The sequence below is a fragment of the uncultured Sphingomonas sp. genome, assembly GCF_964244265.1.
Classification (GTDB): Bacteria; Pseudomonadota; Alphaproteobacteria; order Sphingomonadales; family Sphingomonadaceae; genus Sphingomonas.
On the sequence record NZ_CAXTHV010000013.1, the window covers coordinates 15,050 to 37,438 of the forward strand.

22 protein-coding genes and 1 tRNA gene are annotated in these 22,389 nt (G+C 66.8%); 9 read left to right on the forward strand and 14 right to left on the reverse strand.

All coding sequences use genetic code 11. The annotated features are described in order from the left end of the window. Positions 1-42: 42 nt before the first annotated feature. Positions 43-885 (forward strand): NAD(P)-binding domain-containing protein, encoded by an 843-nt coding sequence (locus ACFE7K_RS07135; RefSeq protein WP_375397489.1) that lies wholly within the window; start codon positions 43-45, stop codon positions 883-885. Positions 886-897: 12 nt separating this feature from the next. Here the strand turns inward: ACFE7K_RS07135 and ACFE7K_RS07140 are convergent, their stop codons facing one another. Next, a complete protein-coding gene (locus ACFE7K_RS07140) occupies positions 898-1,368 on the reverse strand; it encodes a hypothetical protein (RefSeq protein WP_375397490.1) in 471 nt (156 codons plus the stop codon). Between the two features lie 18 nt (positions 1,369-1,386). Between ACFE7K_RS07140 and ACFE7K_RS07145 the strand changes: the two genes are divergently transcribed. After that, positions 1,387-1,698: a hypothetical protein gene (locus ACFE7K_RS07145; RefSeq protein ID WP_375397491.1), complete on the forward strand. Its 312-nt coding sequence runs from the start codon at positions 1,387-1,389 to the stop codon at positions 1,696-1,698. Between the two features lie 305 nt (positions 1,699-2,003). Beyond that, positions 2,004-2,552, forward strand: a complete 549-nt coding sequence (locus ACFE7K_RS07150; RefSeq protein ID WP_375397492.1) for a hypothetical protein — start codon at positions 2,004-2,006, stop codon at positions 2,550-2,552. 278 nt (positions 2,553-2,830) lie between these two features. Here ACFE7K_RS07150 and ACFE7K_RS07155 read toward each other — a convergent pair. After that, a tRNA-Ser gene (locus ACFE7K_RS07155) sits at positions 2,831-2,921 on the reverse strand. A 90-nt stretch (positions 2,922-3,011) separates the two neighbouring features. Between ACFE7K_RS07155 and ACFE7K_RS07160 the strand changes: the two genes are divergently transcribed. Then, a complete protein-coding gene (locus ACFE7K_RS07160) occupies positions 3,012-3,893 on the forward strand; it encodes a peptidylprolyl isomerase (protein ID WP_375397493.1) in 882 nt (293 codons plus the stop codon). A gap of 15 nt (positions 3,894-3,908) precedes the next feature. Here the strand turns inward: ACFE7K_RS07160 and ACFE7K_RS07165 are convergent, their stop codons facing one another. The 7 genes from ACFE7K_RS07165 to ACFE7K_RS07195 form a co-directional block, all read right to left on the reverse strand. After that, positions 3,909-4,544: an ABC-type transport auxiliary lipoprotein family protein gene (locus tag ACFE7K_RS07165; protein ID WP_375397494.1), complete on the reverse strand. Its 636-nt coding sequence runs from the start codon at positions 4,542-4,544 to the stop codon at positions 3,909-3,911. Between the two features lie 11 nt (positions 4,545-4,555). Further along, entirely contained in the window at positions 4,556-5,509 is a 954-nt protein-coding gene (locus tag ACFE7K_RS07170) for an MlaD family protein (RefSeq protein ID WP_375397495.1), read from the reverse strand. Then, entirely contained in the window at positions 5,509-6,330 is an 822-nt protein-coding gene (locus ACFE7K_RS07175) for an ABC transporter ATP-binding protein (RefSeq protein ID WP_375397496.1), read from the reverse strand. The genes ACFE7K_RS07170 and ACFE7K_RS07175 overlap by 1 nt, the downstream gene beginning before the upstream one ends. After that, a complete protein-coding gene (locus ACFE7K_RS07180) occupies positions 6,330-7,439 on the reverse strand; it encodes an MlaE family ABC transporter permease (protein WP_375397497.1) in 1,110 nt (369 codons plus the stop codon). Before ACFE7K_RS07180 ends, ACFE7K_RS07175 begins: the two co-directional genes overlap by 1 nt. A 51-nt stretch (positions 7,440-7,490) precedes the next feature. Then, on the reverse strand, positions 7,491-8,762 hold the full coding sequence (locus ACFE7K_RS07185) for a DUF445 domain-containing protein (protein WP_375397498.1): 1,272 nt from the start codon (positions 8,760-8,762) through the stop codon (positions 7,491-7,493). Positions 8,763-8,841: 79 nt separating this feature from the next. Beyond that, complete coding sequence (locus ACFE7K_RS07190) at positions 8,842-11,976, reverse strand: efflux RND transporter permease subunit (protein WP_375397499.1); 3,135 nt, start codon at positions 11,974-11,976, stop codon at positions 8,842-8,844. 10 nt (positions 11,977-11,986) lie between these two features. Next, complete coding sequence (locus ACFE7K_RS07195) at positions 11,987-13,156, reverse strand: efflux RND transporter periplasmic adaptor subunit (protein WP_375397500.1); 1,170 nt, start codon at positions 13,154-13,156, stop codon at positions 11,987-11,989. A 253-nt stretch (positions 13,157-13,409) separates the two neighbouring features. Here ACFE7K_RS07195 and ACFE7K_RS07200 point away from each other — a divergent pair, with 253 nt between their 5' ends. Continuing rightward, positions 13,410-13,673, forward strand: a complete 264-nt coding sequence (locus tag ACFE7K_RS07200; protein ID WP_375397501.1) for a GlsB/YeaQ/YmgE family stress response membrane protein — start codon at positions 13,410-13,412, stop codon at positions 13,671-13,673. A 133-nt stretch (positions 13,674-13,806) separates the two neighbouring features. Next, positions 13,807-14,526, forward strand: coding sequence for an SIMPL domain-containing protein (locus tag ACFE7K_RS07205; protein ID WP_375397502.1), 720 nt, complete (start codon positions 13,807-13,809; stop codon positions 14,524-14,526). A 61-nt stretch (positions 14,527-14,587) separates the two neighbouring features. Here ACFE7K_RS07205 and ACFE7K_RS07210 read toward each other — a convergent pair whose 3' ends face one another. Together ACFE7K_RS07210 and ACFE7K_RS07215 are read right to left on the reverse strand one after the other, a co-directional pair. Beyond that, positions 14,588-14,887 (reverse strand): DUF1153 domain-containing protein, encoded by a 300-nt coding sequence (locus ACFE7K_RS07210; RefSeq protein ID WP_375397503.1) that lies wholly within the window; start codon positions 14,885-14,887, stop codon positions 14,588-14,590. 98 nt (positions 14,888-14,985) lie between these two features. Beyond that, on the reverse strand, positions 14,986-15,216 hold the full coding sequence (locus tag ACFE7K_RS07215; RefSeq protein WP_375397504.1) for a hypothetical protein: 231 nt from the start codon (positions 15,214-15,216) through the stop codon (positions 14,986-14,988). A gap of 125 nt (positions 15,217-15,341) precedes the next feature. Between ACFE7K_RS07215 and mnmA the strand changes: the two genes are divergently transcribed. Next, positions 15,342-16,448, forward strand: coding sequence for a tRNA 2-thiouridine(34) synthase MnmA (mnmA, locus tag ACFE7K_RS07220; protein WP_375397551.1), 1,107 nt, complete (start codon positions 15,342-15,344; stop codon positions 16,446-16,448). Positions 16,449-16,455: 7 nt separating this feature from the next. Here the strand turns inward: mnmA and ACFE7K_RS07225 are convergent, their stop codons facing one another. From ACFE7K_RS07225 to pdxH, 3 genes are read right to left on the reverse strand one after another with little or no spacing between them, the layout of a single operon-like run. After that, positions 16,456-17,250: a PhzF family phenazine biosynthesis protein gene (locus ACFE7K_RS07225; RefSeq protein WP_375397505.1), complete on the reverse strand. Its 795-nt coding sequence runs from the start codon at positions 17,248-17,250 to the stop codon at positions 16,456-16,458. Beyond that, positions 17,247-18,176 (reverse strand): cation diffusion facilitator family transporter, encoded by a 930-nt coding sequence (locus tag ACFE7K_RS07230; protein WP_375397506.1) that lies wholly within the window; start codon positions 18,174-18,176, stop codon positions 17,247-17,249. The genes ACFE7K_RS07225 and ACFE7K_RS07230 overlap by 4 nt, the downstream gene beginning before the upstream one ends. Continuing rightward, entirely contained in the window at positions 18,173-18,754 is a 582-nt protein-coding gene (gene pdxH, locus ACFE7K_RS07235) for a pyridoxamine 5'-phosphate oxidase (RefSeq protein WP_375397507.1), read from the reverse strand. The genes ACFE7K_RS07230 and pdxH overlap by 4 nt, the downstream gene beginning before the upstream one ends. A gap of 132 nt (positions 18,755-18,886) precedes the next feature. Between pdxH and ACFE7K_RS07240 the strand changes: the two genes are divergently transcribed. After that, positions 18,887-19,762, forward strand: coding sequence for a Ku protein (locus ACFE7K_RS07240; protein WP_375397508.1), 876 nt, complete (start codon positions 18,887-18,889; stop codon positions 19,760-19,762). 135 nt (positions 19,763-19,897) lie between these two features. Then, positions 19,898-22,357 carry a DNA ligase D gene (ligD, locus tag ACFE7K_RS07245; RefSeq protein WP_375397509.1) on the forward strand — a complete coding sequence of 820 codons (2,460 nt, stop codon included), beginning with the start codon at positions 19,898-19,900 and terminating at the stop codon, positions 22,355-22,357. The last annotated feature ends 32 nt before the right edge of the window (positions 22,358-22,389 follow it).

Here is a 22,389-nt window from a genome sequence, read left to right on the forward strand (position 1 = left end):
AGTTCCGAACCCTGCGCTTTGCGGGAAGAGGGCCGTCGCCCGATGAGTGTCGGCTTGCCCAGGGTCGGGATCGTTGGCGTCGGCACCATTGCCGAGGCGCTGGTCACCGGCATGTGCGCGGGCGGTGAGCGCCGCGCCGACTTCCTGCTGTCGCCGCGCAATACAGAGGTCGCGCACCGGCTGGCGGGACGCCATCGGTCCATTGCGATAGCCGCCGACAATCAGGGGGTGGTTGACGGCAGCGATATCGTTTTCCTCGCGATCCGGCCACAAGTGGCCCGACAAGTGCTCTCGCCGCTGATCTTTCGGGCCGAGCAACGCATCGTCAGTCTGGTCGCCACGTTCGACGTGGAACGGCTCAAGCCGCTGGTGGCACCCGCCACGACCATCGCTCGGGCGGTCCCGCTGCCCCCGGTAGCGGATCGCCTGGGGGCATTGACCCTGTACCCGCCGCTCCCTGAAATCGCCGCGCTCCTCGACGGACTGGGGCGACTGGTTTTGCTGGACCGGGAGGCGGATATCGATGCCTGCCTGGCGGTCACCGCGCTGATGGGCAGCTATTTCGGCCTGCTCGACAGCGTGTCCGACTGGCTGTCGAGCCGGGGGCTCGGCGACGACCGGGTCCGCCCTTATGTCGGTGCGATCTTCAACGCGCTGGGGGCAACGGCGCAAGCGCGGGCCGCGGATGGTTTCGACCGGCTCGCCATCGAGCATTCCACTCCCGGCGGATTGAACGAACAGGCGTGGCGCGAACTGAAATCAGCCGGTTGGACCGGCCTGGTACGGGAGACGCTCGACCTGATCCACGACCGGGTCCGCGGCCAGGCGACACTCGACGACACGTTGCCCAGCAACCGGAATCAGAATGGCGACCGACGGGGATGAGGCTGGCATACGTCACCGGGATAGCGAACAATCTTCCCTCAAGGCGCTGATCCGGGAGGCAAGCGGCGCCGTCCGGGAATCGGTGAAATCGCGGCGCCGGTCGACATGCCAGATGCTGCGCCCGATCCGTTCGGGCTGGAAATTATAGCACGCGCCGACCTGTAGCTGGTTCAGCATGGCGGGATCGAGCAGTTCGGAGGGAATGCTCCGCCCGCGCGCGATGAACGCGGCGCGGCGCAGCATCAGCGCCGCTTCGCGCGTCCGGGCCTCCAGCGTCCCCTGCCATTCGCGCAGCATCTTCAGGTCACGTCCGGCGAACGCGGCGGGGGAGACGATCCGCGTCGCCTCGATCCGCCAGGACAGCTCGAATTCTCCATCCCGCCTCAGTTCGGCGCTTACCTGGCCATCGGCCGGATCGCTCACGAACATTTCGAACAATGTCGGGGCCTTGTCGTGGACATGCGCCACGGCGATCAGGGCCAAGTCGAACTGGTGAGTACAATGGAGCAGAGGATTGTCGAAACCGGCGACTTGCTCAAGAGCCAGACCGGCCAGTCTTTCGGCGAGAAACCCGCCCGCCTCCGCGCAACTCGACCACGGCGTTCGCCCGGCATCGGTTCGCACATCAACTATCCGATCGTGCTCTACCGACAACTCGATGCCGAATTCGTGAAAATCGTCCTCGACATCGGCGCGAATGCCATCGCGGCTTGGCACGAGCAGGATGTTGCGGCGCAAACCGGCCTTTCCCGGATAAAGCGGCCGCGGTGCAGCATCCGTCATGCCCCGTCCCTTGATCTCACGGGCCATTAGAGCGGAGCGATCGGGGAGAAGTCAACCGACACCGGCTGGCCGGCTCTATTCGACTGGCGGCATCGCTGTCTCGACCTGGCGGGAAAGGGGGCTGCACCTTGGCGCATACCCCAGCAAGAAAGCCTCGGTTTTGTCATCCTTATCCCCGAAGATGATTTGTCCGATGCAGACGGCCTGGTCCCTGCGCAAGGGTGGGCGGGTGGACGCGCCACAAGCTTGCTCCTGGGTGGAGACTTTTGGTATTCACCGGACACTGATTGGCTAGCTTCCTTATCGGACTGACGACCAGGAATTGGAGATATGATATGGCTGAAGCGACCACAAACTTTGCCTACCAGAACTGGGTGATCGCGCCGTCTGGCACGGTCTTCAATACGCCACCGCCCAACAATTTTCGTGATCAACGTTGGATAATGACGCTAACCGGTATCATCGAACCAGATTTCAAGTCAAACACCTCGGGGGGCCAGTGGAACCGTCAGACCTTCTCTTTTGCTCCGAGTGTAACTGGTCCTATCGGACGGGCACTTCACATGACAAGCACATCTGTGCCGCCAGATTTGACATTCGGATTCGTTGTTGAGGACTTTGCGATCCTTGCTTCGCTCAATTCGATCTTTGATAAAAACCAGAGTGTCAACGCGGGTTTTGCAGTGGACAATTGCCGTCCCCATTTCGGGATTATAGAAGAAGCTCCGAATGGAAGGATCGTCCAGAACGTATTGGGCCCTGGCCCGGGGACGACCTCGAATGGCGAGTTCTGGGTCGATCTTGCGGTTTGCGATAGCGACGCGATAATCTATCGCGTGGGCTATAACATAACGTTATATGGCAGGATCGCGTTCGGGGAGTAATTCTGTGCAGCGATAGTCTCGGATCGTTGCTGTAGTTAAGCGGCCTCCATTGCACGTCTCGCCGAGACAGCGTATTTACGGGCCACTGCATGATCGGTTCGGTTATCCGGACTGGTTCGCGGCGTCCAATGCGGCTCTGCACACTATGCCTTGTCTTTGAGCGGAGTAGTGCGGCTATTATAGTTCAGGGCCGGTCGCAGAAAATTTGCCCTGATCGGGGATGAAACTCGAACAAGCAACTTTTTAACGCCAAATTACTCAATTAAAACAATAGACTGTGGCGGAGCGGGAGGGATTCGAACCCTCGATACGCTTTTGGCGTATACTCACTTTCCAGGCGAGCGCCTTCGACCACTCGGCCACCGCTCCGCTTCTCCTGGAGGCTAGGGGCCGTAGAGCCTGCATCCGTACCACGCAAGCGCTTGCCGGCGCGGCACGGTGATGGCATTTTGTGGGGACATGCCGATACTGTTGCCGCTCGCCTTCCTGTTCGACCAGGCCGTGCCCGCCGCCAAGCCGCCGCCCTCGCCGGCGGAAATCGCCGCCGGCGCGCCGGCGGCGGCGTGGCGGGCGATTGCCGACGAGGACATCCTGATCTTCACGCTGTTCAATCGGCGGCAGGTGATCGTCCAGCTCGCCGCCTCCTTCGCGCCGCGCCATGTCGAGCGGATGCGCCTGCTTGCCGGCAGCCGATGGTGGAACGGCGCCAGCGTCTATCGCGTGCAGGACAATTACGTCGCGCAATGGGGCGACGCGAGCGAGAAGAAGCCATTGCCCGCGGGCGTCGCCGATGGGGGCGCGGCGGAATATGAGCGTATCGGCGGCGCGCCCGTTTTGCGCATGACACGGCCCGACAGCTTCGCCGCGATCGCCGGATTTTCGGACGATGGCTGGCCGGTGGCGAGCGACGGCAAGTACAGCTGGCTGACCCATTGTTACGGCATGGTCGGCGTCGCGCGCGACCTGGCGCCGAGCGTCGGGTCGGGGGCCGAACTCTATGCGGTGATCGGCCATGCGCCGCGCGCGCTAGATCGCAACATCGCGCTGGTCGGTCGCGTCATCGAGGGGATCGACGCCTTGTCCTCGCTGCCGCGCGGGACCGGTAAGCTCGGCTTCTACGAGAAGGACCAGGTGCCGGCCGCGATCGTCTCCGCGCGGCTGGCCAGCGCCCTGCTCCCGGCCGAGCGGCCCAGATTCGAATATCTGATGCCCACCTCGCCAACTTTCGCGCGGTATCTGAAGGCGCGAGAGAATCGCGAGCCGCCATTCTTTACGGTGTCGGCGGGGGGCGCCGATTTGTGCAGCGTCGCCGTGCCGGTGCGGCGGCGATCGGCGGGGTGACAAGGCTGGTCGCGGTTACTTGCCGACCCAGTCCGCCACCTGGGCGGCAACCTTGTTGGCGGCGTCGTTGAGCGCGGGCCCCACCGTCGTCGCGTCCACGATGGCCACCGGGACGCGCGCCTCGAACCGGCGCTTCTCGAACTTGCCGGCCTCGCCGCGGGTCAGCGTGGCGTCGAAGGTGACCAGGGCGACGCCGGTGGCGCCGCCGCCGGTCGCGTCGATCCCGAAATTGCGCAATTCCCCCGACAGGCGTGCGCCGGGATCCTGGAACGATTGCGCCGAGGACAGCACGACGCGGCCGGTCCGCGCCGCGATCGTATCGGCCATCACCCGGGCGAACATCCGCTGCGGCGCCTCGACCCACACGGCGTCGGTCACATAGGCGATCGCGACGTCGCCGGCCTGCACCGGCACGCGCGCGGTGGCCAGCGACTGCGGCACGGCGGGCACCAGGATGGTAATCGTCGGCGAGGCGGCCGAGCTCTGAATGGTGCCGGCGGGGACGCTTTGGGCAGAGGTCAGCGTGAGCAGCGCCTTGGGCGGCTTAGCGCCCAGGCTGATACACCCGGCCAGCGGCAGCGCCAGCATCGCGGGGGCCAGGGCCAGCGCTCGGGCCACGGCCAAAGCGGGGATTGTGGTCTTGCCGATCATCGCGCATATCCTCACTTGCCGGGCTTGTAATCGGGCAGCTTGGGGCTGCCGATGATCGATCGGGCACCACCGCGATCGACCTTCTCGGCGACCGAGGACAGCGCCGCCGCCATTTCGCGCAGGTCATGGACCAGCTGACCGACCTCCGGAATGGTCTGTTTGGAGAATGCCTGCAGCCCCGGCCGGGCATCGCCGATCGCGGCGTCCAGCGTCTCCATCGATTTCTGCGCCGAAGCGACGGTGCGGTTGAGGTTGGCGATCGTCGGCTTGATGTCATTGGCCAGCAGGCCGTTGGTGGTCGCCGCCAGCTGGCCGATCTGTTCCGAGGCGATGCCTGCCTTCTGGATCGCGACGCGCGTCTCGGCCAGGGTCGCTGCAATCTCCGGCCCGCGATCCGACAGCGCCTTGGTCAGCTGGTCGGTATTGGCGAGGATGCCGGCGATCGACGCCTGGTTGCGATCGGACAGGAGCGAGGTCAGCTTTTCGGTCAACGTGGTCAGCCGGTCCAGCAATTGCGGCGCGTTGGACAGGAGCGCGCCCAGCCCGCCGGGCTTGGTCGGGATCAAGGGGACGCCCAGCGGGCAGGCCGAATTACTGCAGTCGATCCGCGGCTTGCCGGTCTGCGCGCCGTCGAGCTGCAGCGTGCTGGTGCCCGTAAAGCTGCCCTGGATGGTCGCGGTGGTGCCGAGCAGGATCGGCGTCTTGTCGTCGACCGTGACGCGGACGCGGACGAATTCGGGCTGTTGCGGGTTGAGCGCGATGTCCTTGACCTGGCCGATCGGCACGCCCGAAAAGTTGACCGACGATCCCTTGGCCAGGCCGTCGACGGACTGTTTGAACAGGATGTCATATTCCAGCTTTGATTCGCCGCCAAACCGCGCGATCCACACGATGAAGAGGGCGAGCACCGCAAACAGGATGAGCACGACGCCGCCGACAAGGACGTGATTCGAACGGGTTTCCATCAGTCAGCCCCTGCCTCTGTCGTGGCCGTCACTTGCGCTCGATCGCGTTCCATCGTCGTCTCTGCGGCGCGCCCGCGCGGTCCCTTGAAATATTCCTGGATCCACGGATGGTCCAACGCCAGCAATTCGTCGATCGTGCCCACCGCGATCACCTTTTTATCGGCCAGCACGGCGACCCGATCGCAAATCGCGTACAGCGAATCGAGATCGTGGGTGATCAGGAACACCGTCAGCCCCATCGTCCGCTGGAGCGACTTGGTCAGCTGATCAAAGGCGGCCGCGCCGATCGGGTCAAGACCGGCGGTCGGCTCGTCGAGAAACAGCAATTCGGGGTCGAGCGCCAAGGCGCGCGCGAGTCCGGCGCGCTTGCGCATGCCGCCCGACAGCTCGGCGGGGAATTTGGGGCCCGCGTCCGGCGGCAGGCCGGTCATGACGACCTTGTACGAGGCGATCTCGTCGAGCAGCGCCTGATCGAGTTCGGGATAGAATTCCTTGAGCGGCACCTCGACATTCTCGGCGACGGTCAGCGTCGAGAACAGCGCGCCACCCTGGAACAGCACGCCCCAGCGCTTGCGGATCGCCACCGCCTCGGTCTCGTCGCGGCCGATCGTCGGTTCGCCGAAGACGGTGATGTCGCCGGCCATCGGCGTCTGCAGCCCGATGATCGCGCGCATCAGCACCGACTTGCCCGTGCCCGATCCGCCGACCACGCCCAATATCTCGCCACGCCGTACGTCGAGGTCGAGGTCCTCGTGGACGATCTGCTCGCCAAAGCCGTTCTTCAGCCCGCTGACATGGATGACGAGGTCGGTGTCGGCCATCAGTTCCAGCCGATCCAGGTGAAGAACACCGCGAAAAAGGCATCGAGCACGATCACCAGGAAGATCGCCTGGACCACCGCGGCGGTGGTGCGCGTGCCGACCTGTTCGGCGTCGCCTTCGACCAGCATGCCCTGGAAACAGCCGGCGACCGCGATGATCGCGCCGAACACCGGCGCCTTGACCAGCCCGACATAGACATCGGTGATCGGCACGACTTCCCGGATGCGCTGGATATAGGTGACCGGCGGAATACCCAGATTGGCCCAGCATAACAGGCCGCCGCCGATGATCGCGATCAGCGACGCATAGAAGCCAAGCAACGGCATCATCGCGATCGCCGCGATGACGCGCGGCAGCACCAGCGCCTCCATCGGCGAGACGCCGATCGTGCGCATCGCGTCGATCTCCTCGGTCAGCTTCATCGTGCCGAGCTGCGCGGCGAAGGCCGATCCCGACCGTCCGGCGACCATGATCGCGGTCATCAGCACGCCCAGCTCGCGCAGGGTCAACCGCCCGATCAGGTTGATCGTATAGACCTCGGCACCGAACTGACGCAACTGCACTGCCCCCTGTTGCGCGATGACGATGCCGATCAGGAAGCTCATCAGGCCGATGATGCCCAGCGCCGACACGCCGACCACCTCGAACCGCTGGACGGTGGCGTTGAACCGGAACCGGCTGGGATGGCGCAGCACCGCCAGGAACGCCAGCGCCGTCGCGCCGAGAAAGCCGAGCAGCCCGATCATCGTGTGGGTGACGGCGACCGTCGCCTCGCCGATCTCGCCCAGCACACGGGTGAAGGCGGGGACGTGCTGCGGCCGCGTTCGTACCGGGTGATCGGCCGCCTCGACCTGTTCCATCAGGTGCTTGCCGTTGTCGTCCAGCCCTTCGATCCTGGCGCCGTGGTTCCTGGCGAAGCGATAGACCGTCCATGCGCCGATCGTGTCGAGGCGGTCGACCGCGCTCAGGTCGATCCGCTCGACCTTGCCGTCATAGGCCGACAGGCGTTCGGGCAGGTCGCCAAGATTGGGCAGCGACAAACTGCCGGCGAATCGCAACGTCGCCGCGTCGCCTTCCCGGTTGCCGTCGAAAGTGGCCTGGGCGCTCATCGCGCTCCTCAATGAGCGATCCCGGATGGAACGGCAACTACTTAGAGACCGTCACAACAGCCGGTCGACGGCGTGGATCGCGAGGCCGACGAGCCCGCCGACGACGGTGCCGTTGATGCGGATATATTGCAGATCGCGGCCGACGGCGTTTTCCAGGCGGCCGGTGATCGTCCGCGCATCCCAGCCGCGCACCGTCTCCGACACCAGCCGGACGATCGCGTCGCCATAATCCGCCGCCGCCCCCACCGCCGCGCGCCGGACGAAGCGATTGACCGTCGCGGCCAGCGCCGGATCGGCCTGCAAGGTCGTGCCGAACTGACGTAGAGCATCGCCGAACCCGCCGGCCATCATCGCATCGGGATCGCGGACCACGCGCAGCATCGCCGCCCGCAATTGCTCCCACACGCTTTGCCACCAATCGGCCAGCGCGGGATTGTCCAGCATCTGCGCCTTGAACCGCTCCACGCGCTCCCGCATCGCCGGATCGTGCTGGAGGTCGTGCGCCAGCGTCGCCAGTCCTTCCTCGGCCTTGGCGCGCAGCGGGTGATCGGACTGCTCGGCCATGTCGGCCAGCAGCGCGTCGAGCCCGGCGATGATCTTGTTGGCCAGCGTCTCGTCGAGACCGGTCCAGCGCAGCAGCGCGCCGGCGCGGTCATGGATCATCGTCCGGATCACCGGCTGGTTTGCCGACAGCACCCGCCCGGCCCAGCGCACGATGCCGTCGAGCAACGGGATATGCCGGTTCTCGGCAATCGCCGCAGTCAGCGCCTGACCGAGCAGCGGCGCTATCTCCAGCGCCCGCAGCCGTTGCCCCAGGGTCGCGCGCACCATGCCGCCCAGCCGTTCCTGGTCGAGCGATTCGAGCATGTTGCTGGCCAGTCGGGATGCCCCCTCACGCAGCCGGCCGCCACCGATGCCCGAGGGATTGGCCAGCCAGCGCCCCGCCGCCCGGGCCGGGTCAAGCCGGCTCATGCGCCGCGCGACCACATCGGGTACCAGGAAATTGTCGCGCAGGAAATGCGCCAGCGTGTCGCCGATGCGGTCCTTGTTGCGCGGAACGATCGCGGTATGCGGGATCGGCAGGCCGAGCGGGTGGCGGAACAGCGCGGTGACCGCGAACCAGTCGGCCAGCCCGCCGACCATCGCGGCTTCGGCAAAGGCGCGGACGAACCCCCAGAACGGGGCGACATGCTGCTGCGTTCGCGCGGCGAGGAACAGCATTGCCATCGCCAGCAGCAGCGCGGTCGCGACCAGCCGCATGCGCACCAGCCCGGGCGGCGGCCCGGCGCTCGACGATCGTGACACGCGCGCCAGTGACCTCATGGCCCGAACAATTCCCCACGCTCGGGATTGTTCACGCAGCGGATGGCCGGCGGTCAGTCAGCAGTCAGTCGCGCGATCGTCACCCCGCCGCAGGACCGTCGATCGCGGGGCGATAGCCGATCGGCCGGGGCTGGTCGGGGCGGGTATCGATCACGCGCGATCCGTCGTCGCCGGGGCGATAGGTGAGCAACCGCCGCCCGAGCTTGGGGCCGAGCCATTTCTCGATCCCGACCGCCAGGCTGAAGCTGGCCGGGACGATCAGCAGGGTGAGCACCGTCGACAGGATCAACCCACCCATCACGACGGTGCCCATCGGCGCGCGCCACGATGCGTCGCCGGACAGCGACACGGCGGTCGGCACCATCCCGGCGACCATCGCCACGGTGGTCATGACGATCGGCTGCGCGCGCTTGTGCCCGGCATCCTCGATCGCCACCAGGCTGGGAACGCCCCTGGTCATCTCCTCCAGTGCGAAGTCGATCAGCAGGATCGAGTTCTTGGCGACGATCCCGAACAGCATCAGCAACCCGATCAGCACGGGCATCGAGATCGGCTGGCCCGCGATCTTGATCGCGATCAGGCCGCCCAGCGGGGCAAGCAGCAACGACCCCATGTTGACGAACGGCGGCAGCACGCGGCGGTACAGCAGCACCAGCACGGCGAATACCAGCAGGATACCGGCAATCACCGCGACCATGAAGTTGTTGAACATCTCGGCCTGCCATTTGCTCTGGCCGAGCGTCACCCGGCGGATCCCGTTCGGCAGGTTCTTCATGACCGGCAGCTTGTCGATTTCCGCCATTGCCGTCCCGCTGACGACATTGGGGGCAAGATCGGCGCCCACCGTGATCTGACGCTGCAACTGGACACGCTGGAGCCTGGAGGGGCTGGCGCCGAAACCGATATCGGCGACGGTCGACAGTGTCACCGATCCGCCGGTCGACGTCGGCACCGGCAGATTGCGGATCGTCGCGATGCGCGACCGTTCGGGCTGGTCCAGCGCCACGGTGATCGGCACCTGGCGGTCGCTGAGCGAGAATTTCGCCTTGTTCTGCTCGATGTCACCCAACGTCGCCAGCCGGATCGCGCTGGACAATGCCTGGGTGGTGACGCCGAGGTCGGCGGCGAGATCGAAGCGCGGCTTGATCAGCAGTTCGGGCGACTGCAGGTCGCCCTGGACGCGCGGCGCGACCACGATCTTCAAACTGCCCATCTGCTGGACCAGCTTCTGCGCGGTCTTGGCGAGGAGGTCGGGGTCCTCGCCGCCGAGGACGAGCGTGAGATCGCGTCCGCTCGATCCCCAGCCCTGTTGCGAGCGGAAGGTGACGCGCGCGTCGGGGATCGCGGCCAGTGCCGGAGCAAGCTTGCGCTCGAACGCGACGCTCTTCAGGTCCTTGTCCTTCCTGAAGATCGCGGTGACCCGGCCGCTGCCGACGCCGGCGCGCGAATAGACCGTCTCGACCTGCGGCTGCTGCTTGAGGAAGGCCGCCACGCGCGTCACCACCGCCTGCGTCTCGGCCAGCGTCGTGCCGGGCACCATCTCGATCCCGGCGGTGGACGAATCCTGGTCGCGATTTGGCTGGAACGTGACCGGCAGGGTCGACGCGACCAGCGCGGTCAGCCCCAGCGCCACCGCGCCGCCGACGATCGACGACCAACGATGACGCAGCGTCCAGCGCAGCGCCCCCATATAGACGTTCATCAGGCGGCCTTCGCCGTGCTTGCTCGTGCCGTGCGACTTCAGGAAATAGGCGGCGATCATCGGCGTCACCAGCCGGGCGACGGCCAGGCTGACCAGCACCGAGGCGACCACGGTCAGGCCGAAATTCTTGAAGAACTGCCCCGACACGCCCGGCGCCAGCCCGACCGGCAGGAACACCGCGACGATCGCCATGGTCGTCGCCAGGACGGCCAGCCCGATCTCGTCGGCGGCGTCGATCGCGGCCTGATAGGCGGTCTTGCCCATCCGCATATGGCGGACGATATTCTCGATCTCGACGATCGCGTCATCGACCAGCACGCCCGCGACCAGGCTGAGCGCCAGCAGGGTCATCTGGTTGAGGGTGAAGCCCAGGAGGTCCATTATCCAGAAGGTCGGGATCGCCGACAACGGGATCGCCAGCGCCGAAATCACCGTCGCGCGCCAGTCGCGCAGGAACAGGAAGACGACCAGGACGGCAAGCGCGGCGCCTTCGTACATCGCCTCCATCGCGCTCTGATACTGTTTTTCGGCATATTCGGTTTCGTTGAAGATCAGCTTGAACCTGACCTTCGGATTGCGCTTTTCGAGCTCGGCGAGCTTCTTTTCGGCGCCGTGGAAGACGCTGACGTCGGATGCGCTCTTGGCGCGCTGGAAATCGAACGTGACGACCTGTCGCCCGTCGAGCTGCGATGCCGATCTCTGTTCGGCAAACTGATCGACGACCGTCGCGATATCCGAAAGCTTGATCGTCCGGCCGCCGCCGATCGCGATCTGCGTCTGGCTGAGCGCATAGGCGTCCTTGGCGTTGCCCAGCACGCGCACGGTCTGTTCGCCGCCGGCAATCTCGGCCCGGCCGCCGGCGGCGTTCAGATTGACCTGGCGCAGCTGCTGGTTGACCTGGCTGGCGGTGATGCCGAGCGACTGCAGCTTGGCCGAATCGAGCTTGACGCGAATCTCGCGGCTGACCCCGCCATTGCGGTTGACGGTCGCCATGCCGGGCACCGACTGCAATTCCTTGGAAACGGTGTTGTCGATGTACCAGCTGAGCTGTTCGACGGTCATGTCGCTGGCGATGGCCGCATAGCTTGCCAGGTCGTTGCCGGTCGTGGTGGCGCGCTCGACCTGCGGCTCGAGAATGCCGTCGGGCAGGCTGCCGCGGACCTGCTGGATCGCGCTGCGCACGTCCTCGACGGCGCGATCGATCGGCGTGCCGATGTCGAGCTGGACGACCGTCGTCGACTGGCCCTCGGTCACCGTCGAGTTGATCTCGTCGATCCCCGACAGGCTGCGCATCGCCGCCTCGATCTTTTGCGTGACCTGGTTTTCCAGTTCGGTCGGCGCGGCGCCGGGCTGGGAAATACTGACGATCACGACGGGAAAGTCGATGTCGGGATCGTTGTTGACCTTCATCGACTGGAACGACACCAGCCCAGCCAGGGTCAGCATCATGAACAGGACGATGCTGAACACCGGGTTGCGGATCGACCAGGCGGAGATGTTGCGGAAGTTCATGGCGCGACCTTCACAGCTTGCCGGGGATCGGCTTGATCTTCTGCCCCGGGTTCAGGAACGCCCCTGCCGACACCACGACCCGCTCGGTCCCCTCCAGCCCCTCGACGATGGCGACGCCACGGTCCGAGACCTCGCCGGTCCTGACCGATCGCCGCTGAACCTTGTCGTCGGGACCGACGATGTACACGAAATTGCCGGCGACGTCGGTCTGGATCGCCGAATTGGGCAATTGCGGCGCCCGGCTGGAGCCGCCATAGACCGATGCCGAGGCAAAACCGCCCGGGCGCAACGCCGGATCGTATTTGAGGGCGATGCGCACGATGCCGCGGCGCGTCACCGGATCGATCACCGGCGATACCTGCCAGATTTCGCCGGTAAAGCTGCGATCGCTGCCGACCGGGGTCACGTCGGCGCGGGTGCCGACGCGAATGTTCGCCAGGTCGCCCTCGCCCAGTTCGGCGCGCATCTCCAGTTCGCCGCCCCGGGCCATGCGGAACAGCACGCCCGAGCCCGAGCTGACGATCTGGCCGGGCTCGACATTGCGGGTCAGCACCAGCCCCGCCTCCGGCGCGCGGATGTCGAGCCGCCCGTTGCGCGCCTGCGCCTCGGCAAGCTGCGCCTGCGCGACCTTGACGCGGGCATTGGCGGCCCCCAGCGTGGCGCCCTTGCGCTCCAGGTCGGCCTTGGAGATGAAGCCGCGACCGACCAGCGTCTTGGACCGGTCATATTCCGATTGCGCGATCTGCGCGTCCGATCGCGCGACGTTTATCTGCGCGGCAAGGCTGGCCGCCGTCTGCGTCTGGACCGACCGGTCGACCGTCGCCAGCACCTGGCCGGCGGCCACCCACGTCCCCGGCTCGACCAGGACGCGCGTCACCCGGCCGCCCTCGCCGGCAACGCCGATCGGCATCTCGCGCCGCGCCGCCAGGCTGCCGGTGGCCGACAGCGTCCGCGCGACGACATCGCTGCCGGGCGAGGCGACCGTGACCGAGGGCAACTGAGCGGCGGCATCCGGGGCGACCGCGGCGGCCTGCTGCCCCCCGCGCATCATCATCCCGGCAGCGATCAGCACGAGGACCAGCAGCACGAGACCACCGATGATCCACCAGCGGCGGCGCGACGGAGCATCCTCGCCGGCAAGAGCAAATTGGCCGCTGACGTCACGCGTCTCGTAGTTCATGTCCGTCACGATCCCCGATGCCCTTACAGCGAAGGTCCAGCCCCCGGCGCCTTGCTGTATTATAGAAATAAGTCACCGGCCTCAAGGGCCCTGACGATATGGCGCGCGCTTTGCCATTTCGGCGAGGATATCGCAACAATCCTCCGCCAGGACAAAAGATCGTTGCGCCAACCAAATGGTTGCAAAGGAACCGGCGCGGCGCGAGTGTCCGACCGGCGCCCGGACGCGATTCCGGTTAGTGAGGGAAAGTCGGATGCACGAACGCTCGATACTCGGCTGGCTGCTCATCGGCCTCGTCGCCGGTATCCTGGGCAAGGTCGTGATGCCCGGCCGGGACCCCGGCGGGTTCATCGTCACCATCCTGATCGGCATCGCCGGCGCGTTGCTGGCCGGCTTCGTCGCGCAATCGCTGGGGTGGACGTTGACCGGCGGCTGGGCCAATTACGGCGCGGCGACGGCGGGCGCGGTCGTCCTCTTGATCCTCTATCGGCTGGTGGTGGCGCGCCGGGTACGGTGATCCGGCCTGTTCATGTCGGCCGGCCTGGTCATGTCGGCCGGCCTGTTCATGTCGGCCAGCCTGTTCATGTCGGGTTGCGTTCGGTCTGCTAGCGCTGCCGGACAGACCTATGATCCTCGGGAGACCTTGAACGATGCGTCCTGTCGCCGCTGCCCTGCTCGCCTTGTCGACCGTTGCCGCCGGCCCTGCCCTCGCGCAGGGCACGGCCCCGACCGTCGCCGACGGAGCTGTCCTGGAGGTCAGCGCCACCGGCAAGACCACCCGCGTCCCCGATATCGCGACGATCAGCGCCGGGGTCGTCACCCAGTCACAGACCGCAGCCCAGGCGTTGTCGGACAATGCCCGGAACATGGCAAGGGTGCTCGCCGCGCTGAAGGCGGCGGGGGTCCAGCCGCGCGATATCGCGACCGCCAACGTCTCGCTCCAGCCGCAATATCGCTATGAGAGCGGCCAGGCACCGGTGATTACCGGCTATCAGGCCGGCAACAGCATCTCGATCCGGTTCCGCGATATCGCCAAGGCCGGCAGGATTCTCGACATACTGGTCGCGCAAGGAGCTAACCAGATCAACGGCCCTAATCTTTCGATCGACCAGCCCGATGCCGCGCTGGACGAGGCCCGCGCCGATGCGGTCAAGCGGGCTCGCGGGCGCGCCGATCTGTATGCGCGCGCCGCCGGGCTGTCCGTCGCGCGCATCCTGTCGATCAGCGAGGGCGGCGAAAGCAATGTTCCGCCGCCGATGATGTACCGCGTGGCGGCCGCGCCGATGGCCGGGGCCGCCGCCGATACGTCGATCGCCGCCGGCGAGACCGACGTCACGGCGACGGTAGTGGTGCGTTTCCTGCTGAAATGACGATCCGTCCGGCGTGTTGGGTTGATTTCGGAAAAAACGTCGCCGCCCGAAAATCCGGCGCTCAATATTTCTGCTGGCGCTCGTAGAGTGACTTATAGTGCTGGATGCGGGTCACCCGCAGCCCGGGCATGCCCGACCGATCGATCGCGCGCTGCCAGCCGGCAAACTCCTCGACCGTGAGATTGTAGCGCGCGCAGACCTCGTCGACGCTCAGCAGCCCGCCATTGACCGCAGCGACAACCTCGGCCTTGCGCCGCACCACCCAGCGCGTGGTGTCCGCGGGGGGCAGCGTGTCGAGAGTCAGGGGTTCTCCGAGCGGACCGATCACCCTTGCCGGACGGATCTTCTGGTGTTCGATCATTCGCTACCTCGACTGGGGCCAGGCCCCGTACCCTAACTACAACGACCGTTAGCGGCCGGACTTGAACATCGGTTGAAGCGGCTCGGTAAATGCGGTCTTCATTCTTGGCGCCATCGTCTGAGCCGCGCCGCCACGCGCTGGTCGAACGCACCGTGCAGCGGTGCAAAGCGATGCTCGGCATGCGGACGGCGCGGCTGGGCGCGCTGGTGCCGCAAGGCGGTCGGGCTGATCGACTGACGCGCGACCACGCTCGCCAGCAGCACCGCCAGGTCGGCGGGCAGCATCGCGATCGTCGGATCGTGCTCGAATCGATACTTGCCGAGGTCCACGCGCAGTCGTCCACTCCATCAGGAGCAGGTGGCCTAGCAAAAGCTTCTAAAGGGCAGGTAAAGCCTCCCCGTCCCGCCGTGCGGCTGGCCAAGCCGGCGGGTCGCGCCTATCTGGCGTGGCGATGATGGCCGATGGCGACTTTCAGCTGGGACCGGACCTGGCGGGCAGACGGATCGTCGTCGCAATGTCCGGCGGAGTCGATTCGTCGGTCGTCGCGGCGCTCGCCGCGGGGACCGGCGCGGAGACGATCGGCATTACCCTCCAGCTCTACGACCATGGCGAGGCGGTCGGACGCGCCGGCAGCTGCTGCGCGGGGCGCGACATACGCGACGCGCGCGCCGTGTGCGATCGGCTGGGCATCGCGCATTACGTATTCGATCACGAAAGCGCGTTTCGTGCCGCCGTCATCGATCAGTTCGCCGACGATTATGCGGCCGGGCGCACGCCGATCCCCTGCATCCGCTGCAACATGGGGCCCAAGTTCACCGACCTGCTGGCGGCGGCGCGCGATCTCGGCGCGGATTGTCTCGCGACCGGGCACTATGTCCGCCGGGTCGAGCGGACAGGCGCCGCCGAGCTGCACCGCGCCGCCGATCCGGCGCGCGACCAGAGTTATTTCCTGTTCGCGACGACGCAGCGCCAGCTCGACTATTTACGCTTTCCCCTGGGCGGCCTGCCTAAGCGGCGCGTCCGCGAACTCGCGGCGGAGCTGGGCTTGGGCGTCGCGGCCAAGCCCGACAGCCAGGACATCTGCTTCGTGCCCGACGGCGACTATGCGTCGCTGGTGAAGAAGCTGCGGCCCGAAGCCGATACCGGCGGCGAGATCGTCGACGAGCATGGCCGCGCGCTCGGGCGGCACCGCGGCCTCATCCACTTCACCGTCGGGCAGCGGCGCGGGCTCGAGATCGGCGGGACACCCGAGCCGCTCTACGTCGTCCGGCTGGAGACGGAGAGCCGCCGGGTCGTGGTCGGGCCGCGCGCGGCGGCGGCCATCGCGGCGGCGCGGCTGAGCGGGATCAATTGGCTCGGCGGCAGCTTCGCCGGGTCGCTGACCGCGAAGGTGCGTTCGCTCGCCAGGCCGGTGCCGGCGCGGCTGATCGGCGACCGCGTGGTGTTCGACGCGCCCGAATACGGCGTCGCGCCGGGGCAGGCGGCGGTACTGTATGACGGCGACCGCGTGCTCGGCGGCGGATGGATCGAGGAGACCGAGCGCGTGGCGGTCGCCGCCTGACCGGCGCCTAGGGCAGGAAGAAAATCCCCTCCATCACCGTCACGCATCCGCCGCCCAGCATCACCTGGTCGCCTTCCAGCCGGCAGGTCAGGTGTCCGCCGCGCGCGCTCGCCTGATATGCGGTGAAGCGGTCGCGGCCGAGGCGCTTGGCCCAATAGGGCACGATCACCGCATGCGCCGACCCCGTCACCGGGTCCTCGTCGATCCCGGCACCGGGGGCGAACATGCGGCTCACCACATCGGTGGCGTCACCCGGCGCGGTGACGATGGTCTGGCGGTCGCCGCCTTCCGCCAGCGCGCGGAGGTCGGGGATGATCGCGCGCACCGTCGCCTCGTCCGCGACGACCACGACCCGGTAGCCGCCCGCCCGGTACAGCGTCTCGACCGCGGCCACGCCCAGGGCGGCGACGATCTCCGGCAACGGCCGGGGGCTGGGGGCCCAGGCGGGCAGGGCGAGCTCGTAGCCGTCTCCGGCGCGCGTGACCGTCAAGATGCCCGCCTTGCGCGTGCGGAAGCCGACGGCATCGCGCTTGGGGTCGCTCGACAGCACGAAATGCCCGCTCGCCAGCGTCGCATGGCCGCACAGCGCCACCTCGCTGACCGGGGTGAACCAGCGCAGCGCGAAATCCGCCGCGCCGGTGTCGTCGGGCAGGATGAAGGCGGTCTCGCTCAGATTGTTCTCGGCGGCGATCGCCTGGAGCACAGGGTCGTCGAGCCATGCCGGGAGCGGCATCACCGCCGCCGGATTGCCGGTGAACGGCGCCGTGGCAAAGGCATCGATCTGGGCGATGGGGATTCTCATGGAACGTCCTTCAGCAACGCCAGCTGGTCGGCCTCGACCAGCGGGTTGTCGGTATCGATCCGGCCGATCGGGTCGAGATGGATCAGTACCTCCGTGCCCGGGAACTCGGCCTCGATCATATCCTCCAGCCGTTCGATCACGTCATGCGCGGCGGCGATCGTCATGTCGCCGGCGACCCAGATGTGGAACTGCGCGAAATCGCGCGCCCCGCTGGAGCGGGTGCGCAGGTCATGGAGATTGATGAACCCCGGACAGGCGCTGGCGACCTCGACCAGCCGGAGCCGCCTCGCCTCGGGCCATTCCTTGTCCATCAGCTGGTCGATCGCCGATCGCCCGGACCGCCAGGCGCCGCGCAGCAGCCACAGCGCGATGCCGATGCCGAACACCGCGTCGGCCCCGCCCCAGTTGAAATGGCGCTGGATCATCAACGCCACGATCACCGCCAGGTTGAGAAACAGGTCCGATTGGTAATGAACGTAATCGGTTCGGATCGCGAGGCTGTTGGTAACGGCGATCACCCGGCGCTGATAGACCAGCAGGCAGGCCGTGATCGCCATCGCGACGGCCGACGCGCCGATGCCCAGCTCGGCGGCCTGGGCGGCGCGCGATACGCTCAGCCGGCTGGTCGCCTCGATCAGGATCGCGATCGACGATCCGGCGATGACGATCCCCTGGAACAAGGCGACGATCGCCTCCGCCTTGCCGTGACCGAAGCGATGGTCGTGATCCGCGGGCAAGGCGGCCACCCGCACCCCGAACAACGTGACCAGGCTGGCGACCAGGTCGAGCGCGGTGTCGGCCAGGCTGCCCAGCATCGCCATCGATTCCGTGGTCCAGGCGGCATAGCCCTTCAGCACCATCAGCCCGCAGGCGACGGAGACGCTGGCGATCGCGGCGCGCGCGGTCAGCTTGCCGTGCTCGCTCACGGGTAGAGCAGGCCTTCGCACCACCGGTCATCATCGGCGCGAACGAACACGCGGCGTTCGTGGAGGCGGTGCGCGCCGTCCTGCCAGAACTCGATATGGCCCGGCATCAGGCGATAGCCGCCCCAATGCGGCGGGCGCGGCACGTCATCGCCGGCAAAGCGCGCGTCCATGGCGGCGAACCGCGCTTCGAACGTCGCGCGATCGGGCAGCGGGCGCGACTGGTCGGATGCCCAGGCGCCCAGCCGTGAATCGCGGCTGCGGCTGGCGAAATACGCGTCGGATTCGGCATCGCCGGCCAGCGTCAGCGGCCCCTCGATACGGATCTGGCGGCGGAGCGACTTCCAGTGGAACAGCAACGCTGCGTAGGGGTTGGCCGCGATCTCGCCGGCCTTGCGGCTGTCGCGGTTGGTGTAGAACACGAAGCCGTCCGGCCCGTGCCCCTTGAGCAGCACCATTCGCACCGACGGGCGGCCGGCGGCATCCGCCGTCGCCAGCGCCATGGCGTTCGGGTCGTTCGGCTCCGCTGCCCGGGCCTCGGCGAACCACGTATCGAACAGGGCGAAGGGATCGGCGAGCATCGGTCCGCGCTTAGAACAAAACGCATCGTGCGCCAACGTGCGCCTCTTGTACCCGATCGAGACGCGGACCGGTGCGGAACGACTCCACCGCATGACGGTTGAATCGCCTTCGCAACGGTTTGGGGACAAAGCATGGCCGCGCGCGCCTATTGGCAGGGACAGATCAGGCTGGCTTTGGTGTCGATCCCGGTGGAAATCTATTCGGCCACCAAGTCGGGAACCCAGATCGCGTTCCACCAGATCCACGAACCCTCGGGCAAGCGGATCAAGTACGAAAAGACCGTCCCCGGCATCGGCGCGATCGATGCCGATGAGATCGTCAAGGGCTATGAGCTCGACAAGGGCGACTATGTCCTGCTCGACCAGGAAGAGATCGACGCGGTCAAGCTCGAATCGAAGAAGACCCTGGAACTGACCCGGTTCGTCGACGCCAGCGAGATCGACGTGCTCTATTACGAGCGGCCCTATTTCGTCGTGCCCGCGGACGATCTGGCCGAGGAAGCGTTCATCGTGCTGCGCGAGGCGCTCAGGCGGTCGAAGAAGGTCGGGCTGGGCCAGCTGGCGATGCGCGGCCGCGAATATGTCGTCAGCCTGAAGCCGTGCGGCCGCGGCATGGTGCTGGAAACGCTGCGCTATGCCGACGAGGTCAACAAGGCGCAGGGCTATTTCCGCGATATCCCCGACGACGAGCCCGATGCCGACCTGCTCGACCTGGCGACGACGCTGATCGACAAGAAGACCGCCGCCTTCGATCCCGGCCACTATCACGATCGCTATGTCGATGCGCTGAAGAACCTGATCGATCGCAAGGCCAGGCAGAAGTCCAACCGCAAGATCATCGAGGACAAGGAGGACGGCGGCGGCCGGTCGGGATCGAACGTCGTCGACCTGATGGCGGCGCTGAAGAAGAGCCTGGAAAAGCCCGACGCGGCGGCCAAGAGTGCCGCGCCGGCAAAGGCGCCGGCCAAGGCGGTGGCAAAGAAACCGGCGGCGAAGAAACGTGCTTGATCGTCGCACCGGCTCAAGCCGGGGGGGCGGGCCGGCACCGCTCGAAACTCGCTCTTTCGCGAGTTTCCAAACGGATTCCGAACGATCGCCTGACCATGAAGCGGCTCTCGCCCGCGCCTGGGCGACGAGATGACGATGGCTGACCTCGATCCACTCGCGCGGTACAATGCCAAGCGCGACTTCACCAGGACCGCGGAGCCCGCCGGCACCCTGGTGCCCGGCCATGGCAATCGCTTCATGGTGCAAAAGCATGACGCCACCCGGCTGCACTGGGATTTGCGGCTGGAAGTCGATGGCGTGATGAAGAGCTGGGCGGTGACGCGCGGCCCCAGCGCCAATCCCGACGACAAGAGGCTGGCGGTCCGGACCGAGGACCATCCCTTGTCCTATGCCGATTTCGAGGGCACGATTCCCGCCGGCGAATATGGTGGCGGCACGGTGATGCTGTGGGACGACGGCACCTGGGCGCCGGTCGCGGGCAAGTCCGCCAGGGACATCGACAAGGGCCACCTTCACTTCGTCGTCGACGGCGAACGGATGAAGGGCGAATGGCTGCTGATCCGGCTCAAGCCGCGGGGCAGGGAAAAGGCGGAGAACTGGCTGTTGCGCAAGGTCGACGATGCCCATGCCGGCGGATCGGACGATCTGGTCGGCGGCGCGCTGACCAGCGTCAGGACCGGACGGACGATGCAGCAGATCGCCGACGGCATGAAGGCCAGGGACCTGGCGGCGTGGAAGAAGCTGCGCAAATCCTCGCCGGCACAAGGCGGCGGACCATCACCCCCTTTGTCCCGGGAAGGAATGCCCGTCTTCCGCGAACCGCAACTCTGCACCCTGGTCGACAGCGTGCCCGCCGGATCGGGCTGGATCCATGAGGTCAAATATGACGGCTATCGCGCGCAGATCGCGATCGCCGGGGGAACGGCCAAGGTCTTTACCCGTACCGGCCTCGACTGGACCGATAAATTCGCCGCGATCGCGCGCGCCGCCGCCGCCTTGCCCGTCGGCTCGGCGCTGATCGACGGCGAGATCGTCGCGTTCAAGGACGGACGGCCCGATTTCTCGACGCTGAAGGACGCCATTTCCACAGGCGGGGACATGACGCTGTTCGCGTTCGACCTGCTAGAAGTCGACGGCGAGGATCTAACCGGGCTACCGACCGTCCAGCGCAAGGAGCGGCTGCGCCCGCTGATCCCCGGGGGCGAGCGGCTGCAATTCGCCGAACATGTCGCCGGCCAGGGCGAGCAATTGTTCGCCACGATGTGCCGCGAGCATTATGAGGGCGTCGTCAGCAAGCGCGCCGACGCGCCCTATCGCGGCGGCCGGACGCAGGCCTGGCTGAAGGTCAAGTGCACGCACCGCCAGGAATTCGTGATCGTCGGCTGGACGCCCAGCGACAAGGGCCGTGGGTTCCGGTCGCTGCTGCTGGGGGTGCATGACGGGGCCTCGCTGCGCTATGCGGGCAAGGTCGGCACCGGCTTTTCGGGCGCGGCGATCGACGACCTGCTCGCTAGGCTCTCGCCCCTGACACGCAAGGCACCGACCGTCGAGGCGCCGCGCGCGGCGATACGCGGCGCACATTGGGTGACGCCCACGCTGGTCGCCGAGATCGCCTTTGCCGAAACCACGCCAGACGGCGTGCTGCGCCATGCCAGCTTCCTGGGGCTGCGCGGCGACAAGCCGGCGGCACAGGTCGTGGTCGAAACGCCCGCGCCCGCCCCGATGGCGCCCGCGACGTCGGTCAAGGTCACTCATCCCGAACGCCAGGTGTTTCCCGATTCACCGGTGACCAAGGGCGAGCTGGCGCAATTCTATGCCGATGTCGCGCCGATTGCGCTGCCCTTCCTGGCCAACCGACCGATCAGCCTGGTCCGATGCCCCCAGGGCCGGAGCAAGGCCTGCTTCTTCCAGAAGCACGACGCCGGCGTGTTCGGCGACCACGTCAAGCAGGTCGACATAAGCGAGAAGGACGGATCGACCGAGCAATACCTCTATATTGACGACGTCGACGGGCTGGTCACCTGCGTCCAGATGGGGACGATCGAATTTCACGGCTGGGGATCGTCGATCGGCGCGATCGAACGGCCCGACCGGCTGGTGTTCGATCTCGATCCCGACGAAGGCCTCGGTTTTGCCGAGGTGCGTCGGGCCGCGGTCGACCTGAAGGGCCATCTCGGCGAGATCGGATTGACCAGCTTCGCCATGCTGTCGGGCGGCAAGGGCATCCATGTCGTCGTGCCGCTGACGCCCGAAGCCGAATGGCCCCTGGTCAAGGATTTCGCCGATCGCTTCTGCCGCGCGCTGGCGCAGGCCGAGCCCGACCGCTTCGTCGCGACGATGAGCAAGGCCAAGCGCAAGGGCCGGATATTCCTCGACTGGCTCCGCAACCAGCGCGGGTCGACCGCGGTGATGCCCTATGTCGCCCGTGCCCGCGCCGGCGCGCCGGTGTCGGCGCCGGTGACGTGGAGCGAGCTCGACGGGATCGAGACCGCCGCGCGCTGGCATGTCGGCGACCAGGCCGAACTGCTCGAACGCGCCGCGTCGCGATCGCTCGCCGGCTGGGGGGTGGCACGGCAGGTTCTGCCCGACGTCTGAACGCCGATCGCCTGGCGGCCACTATCCGCATT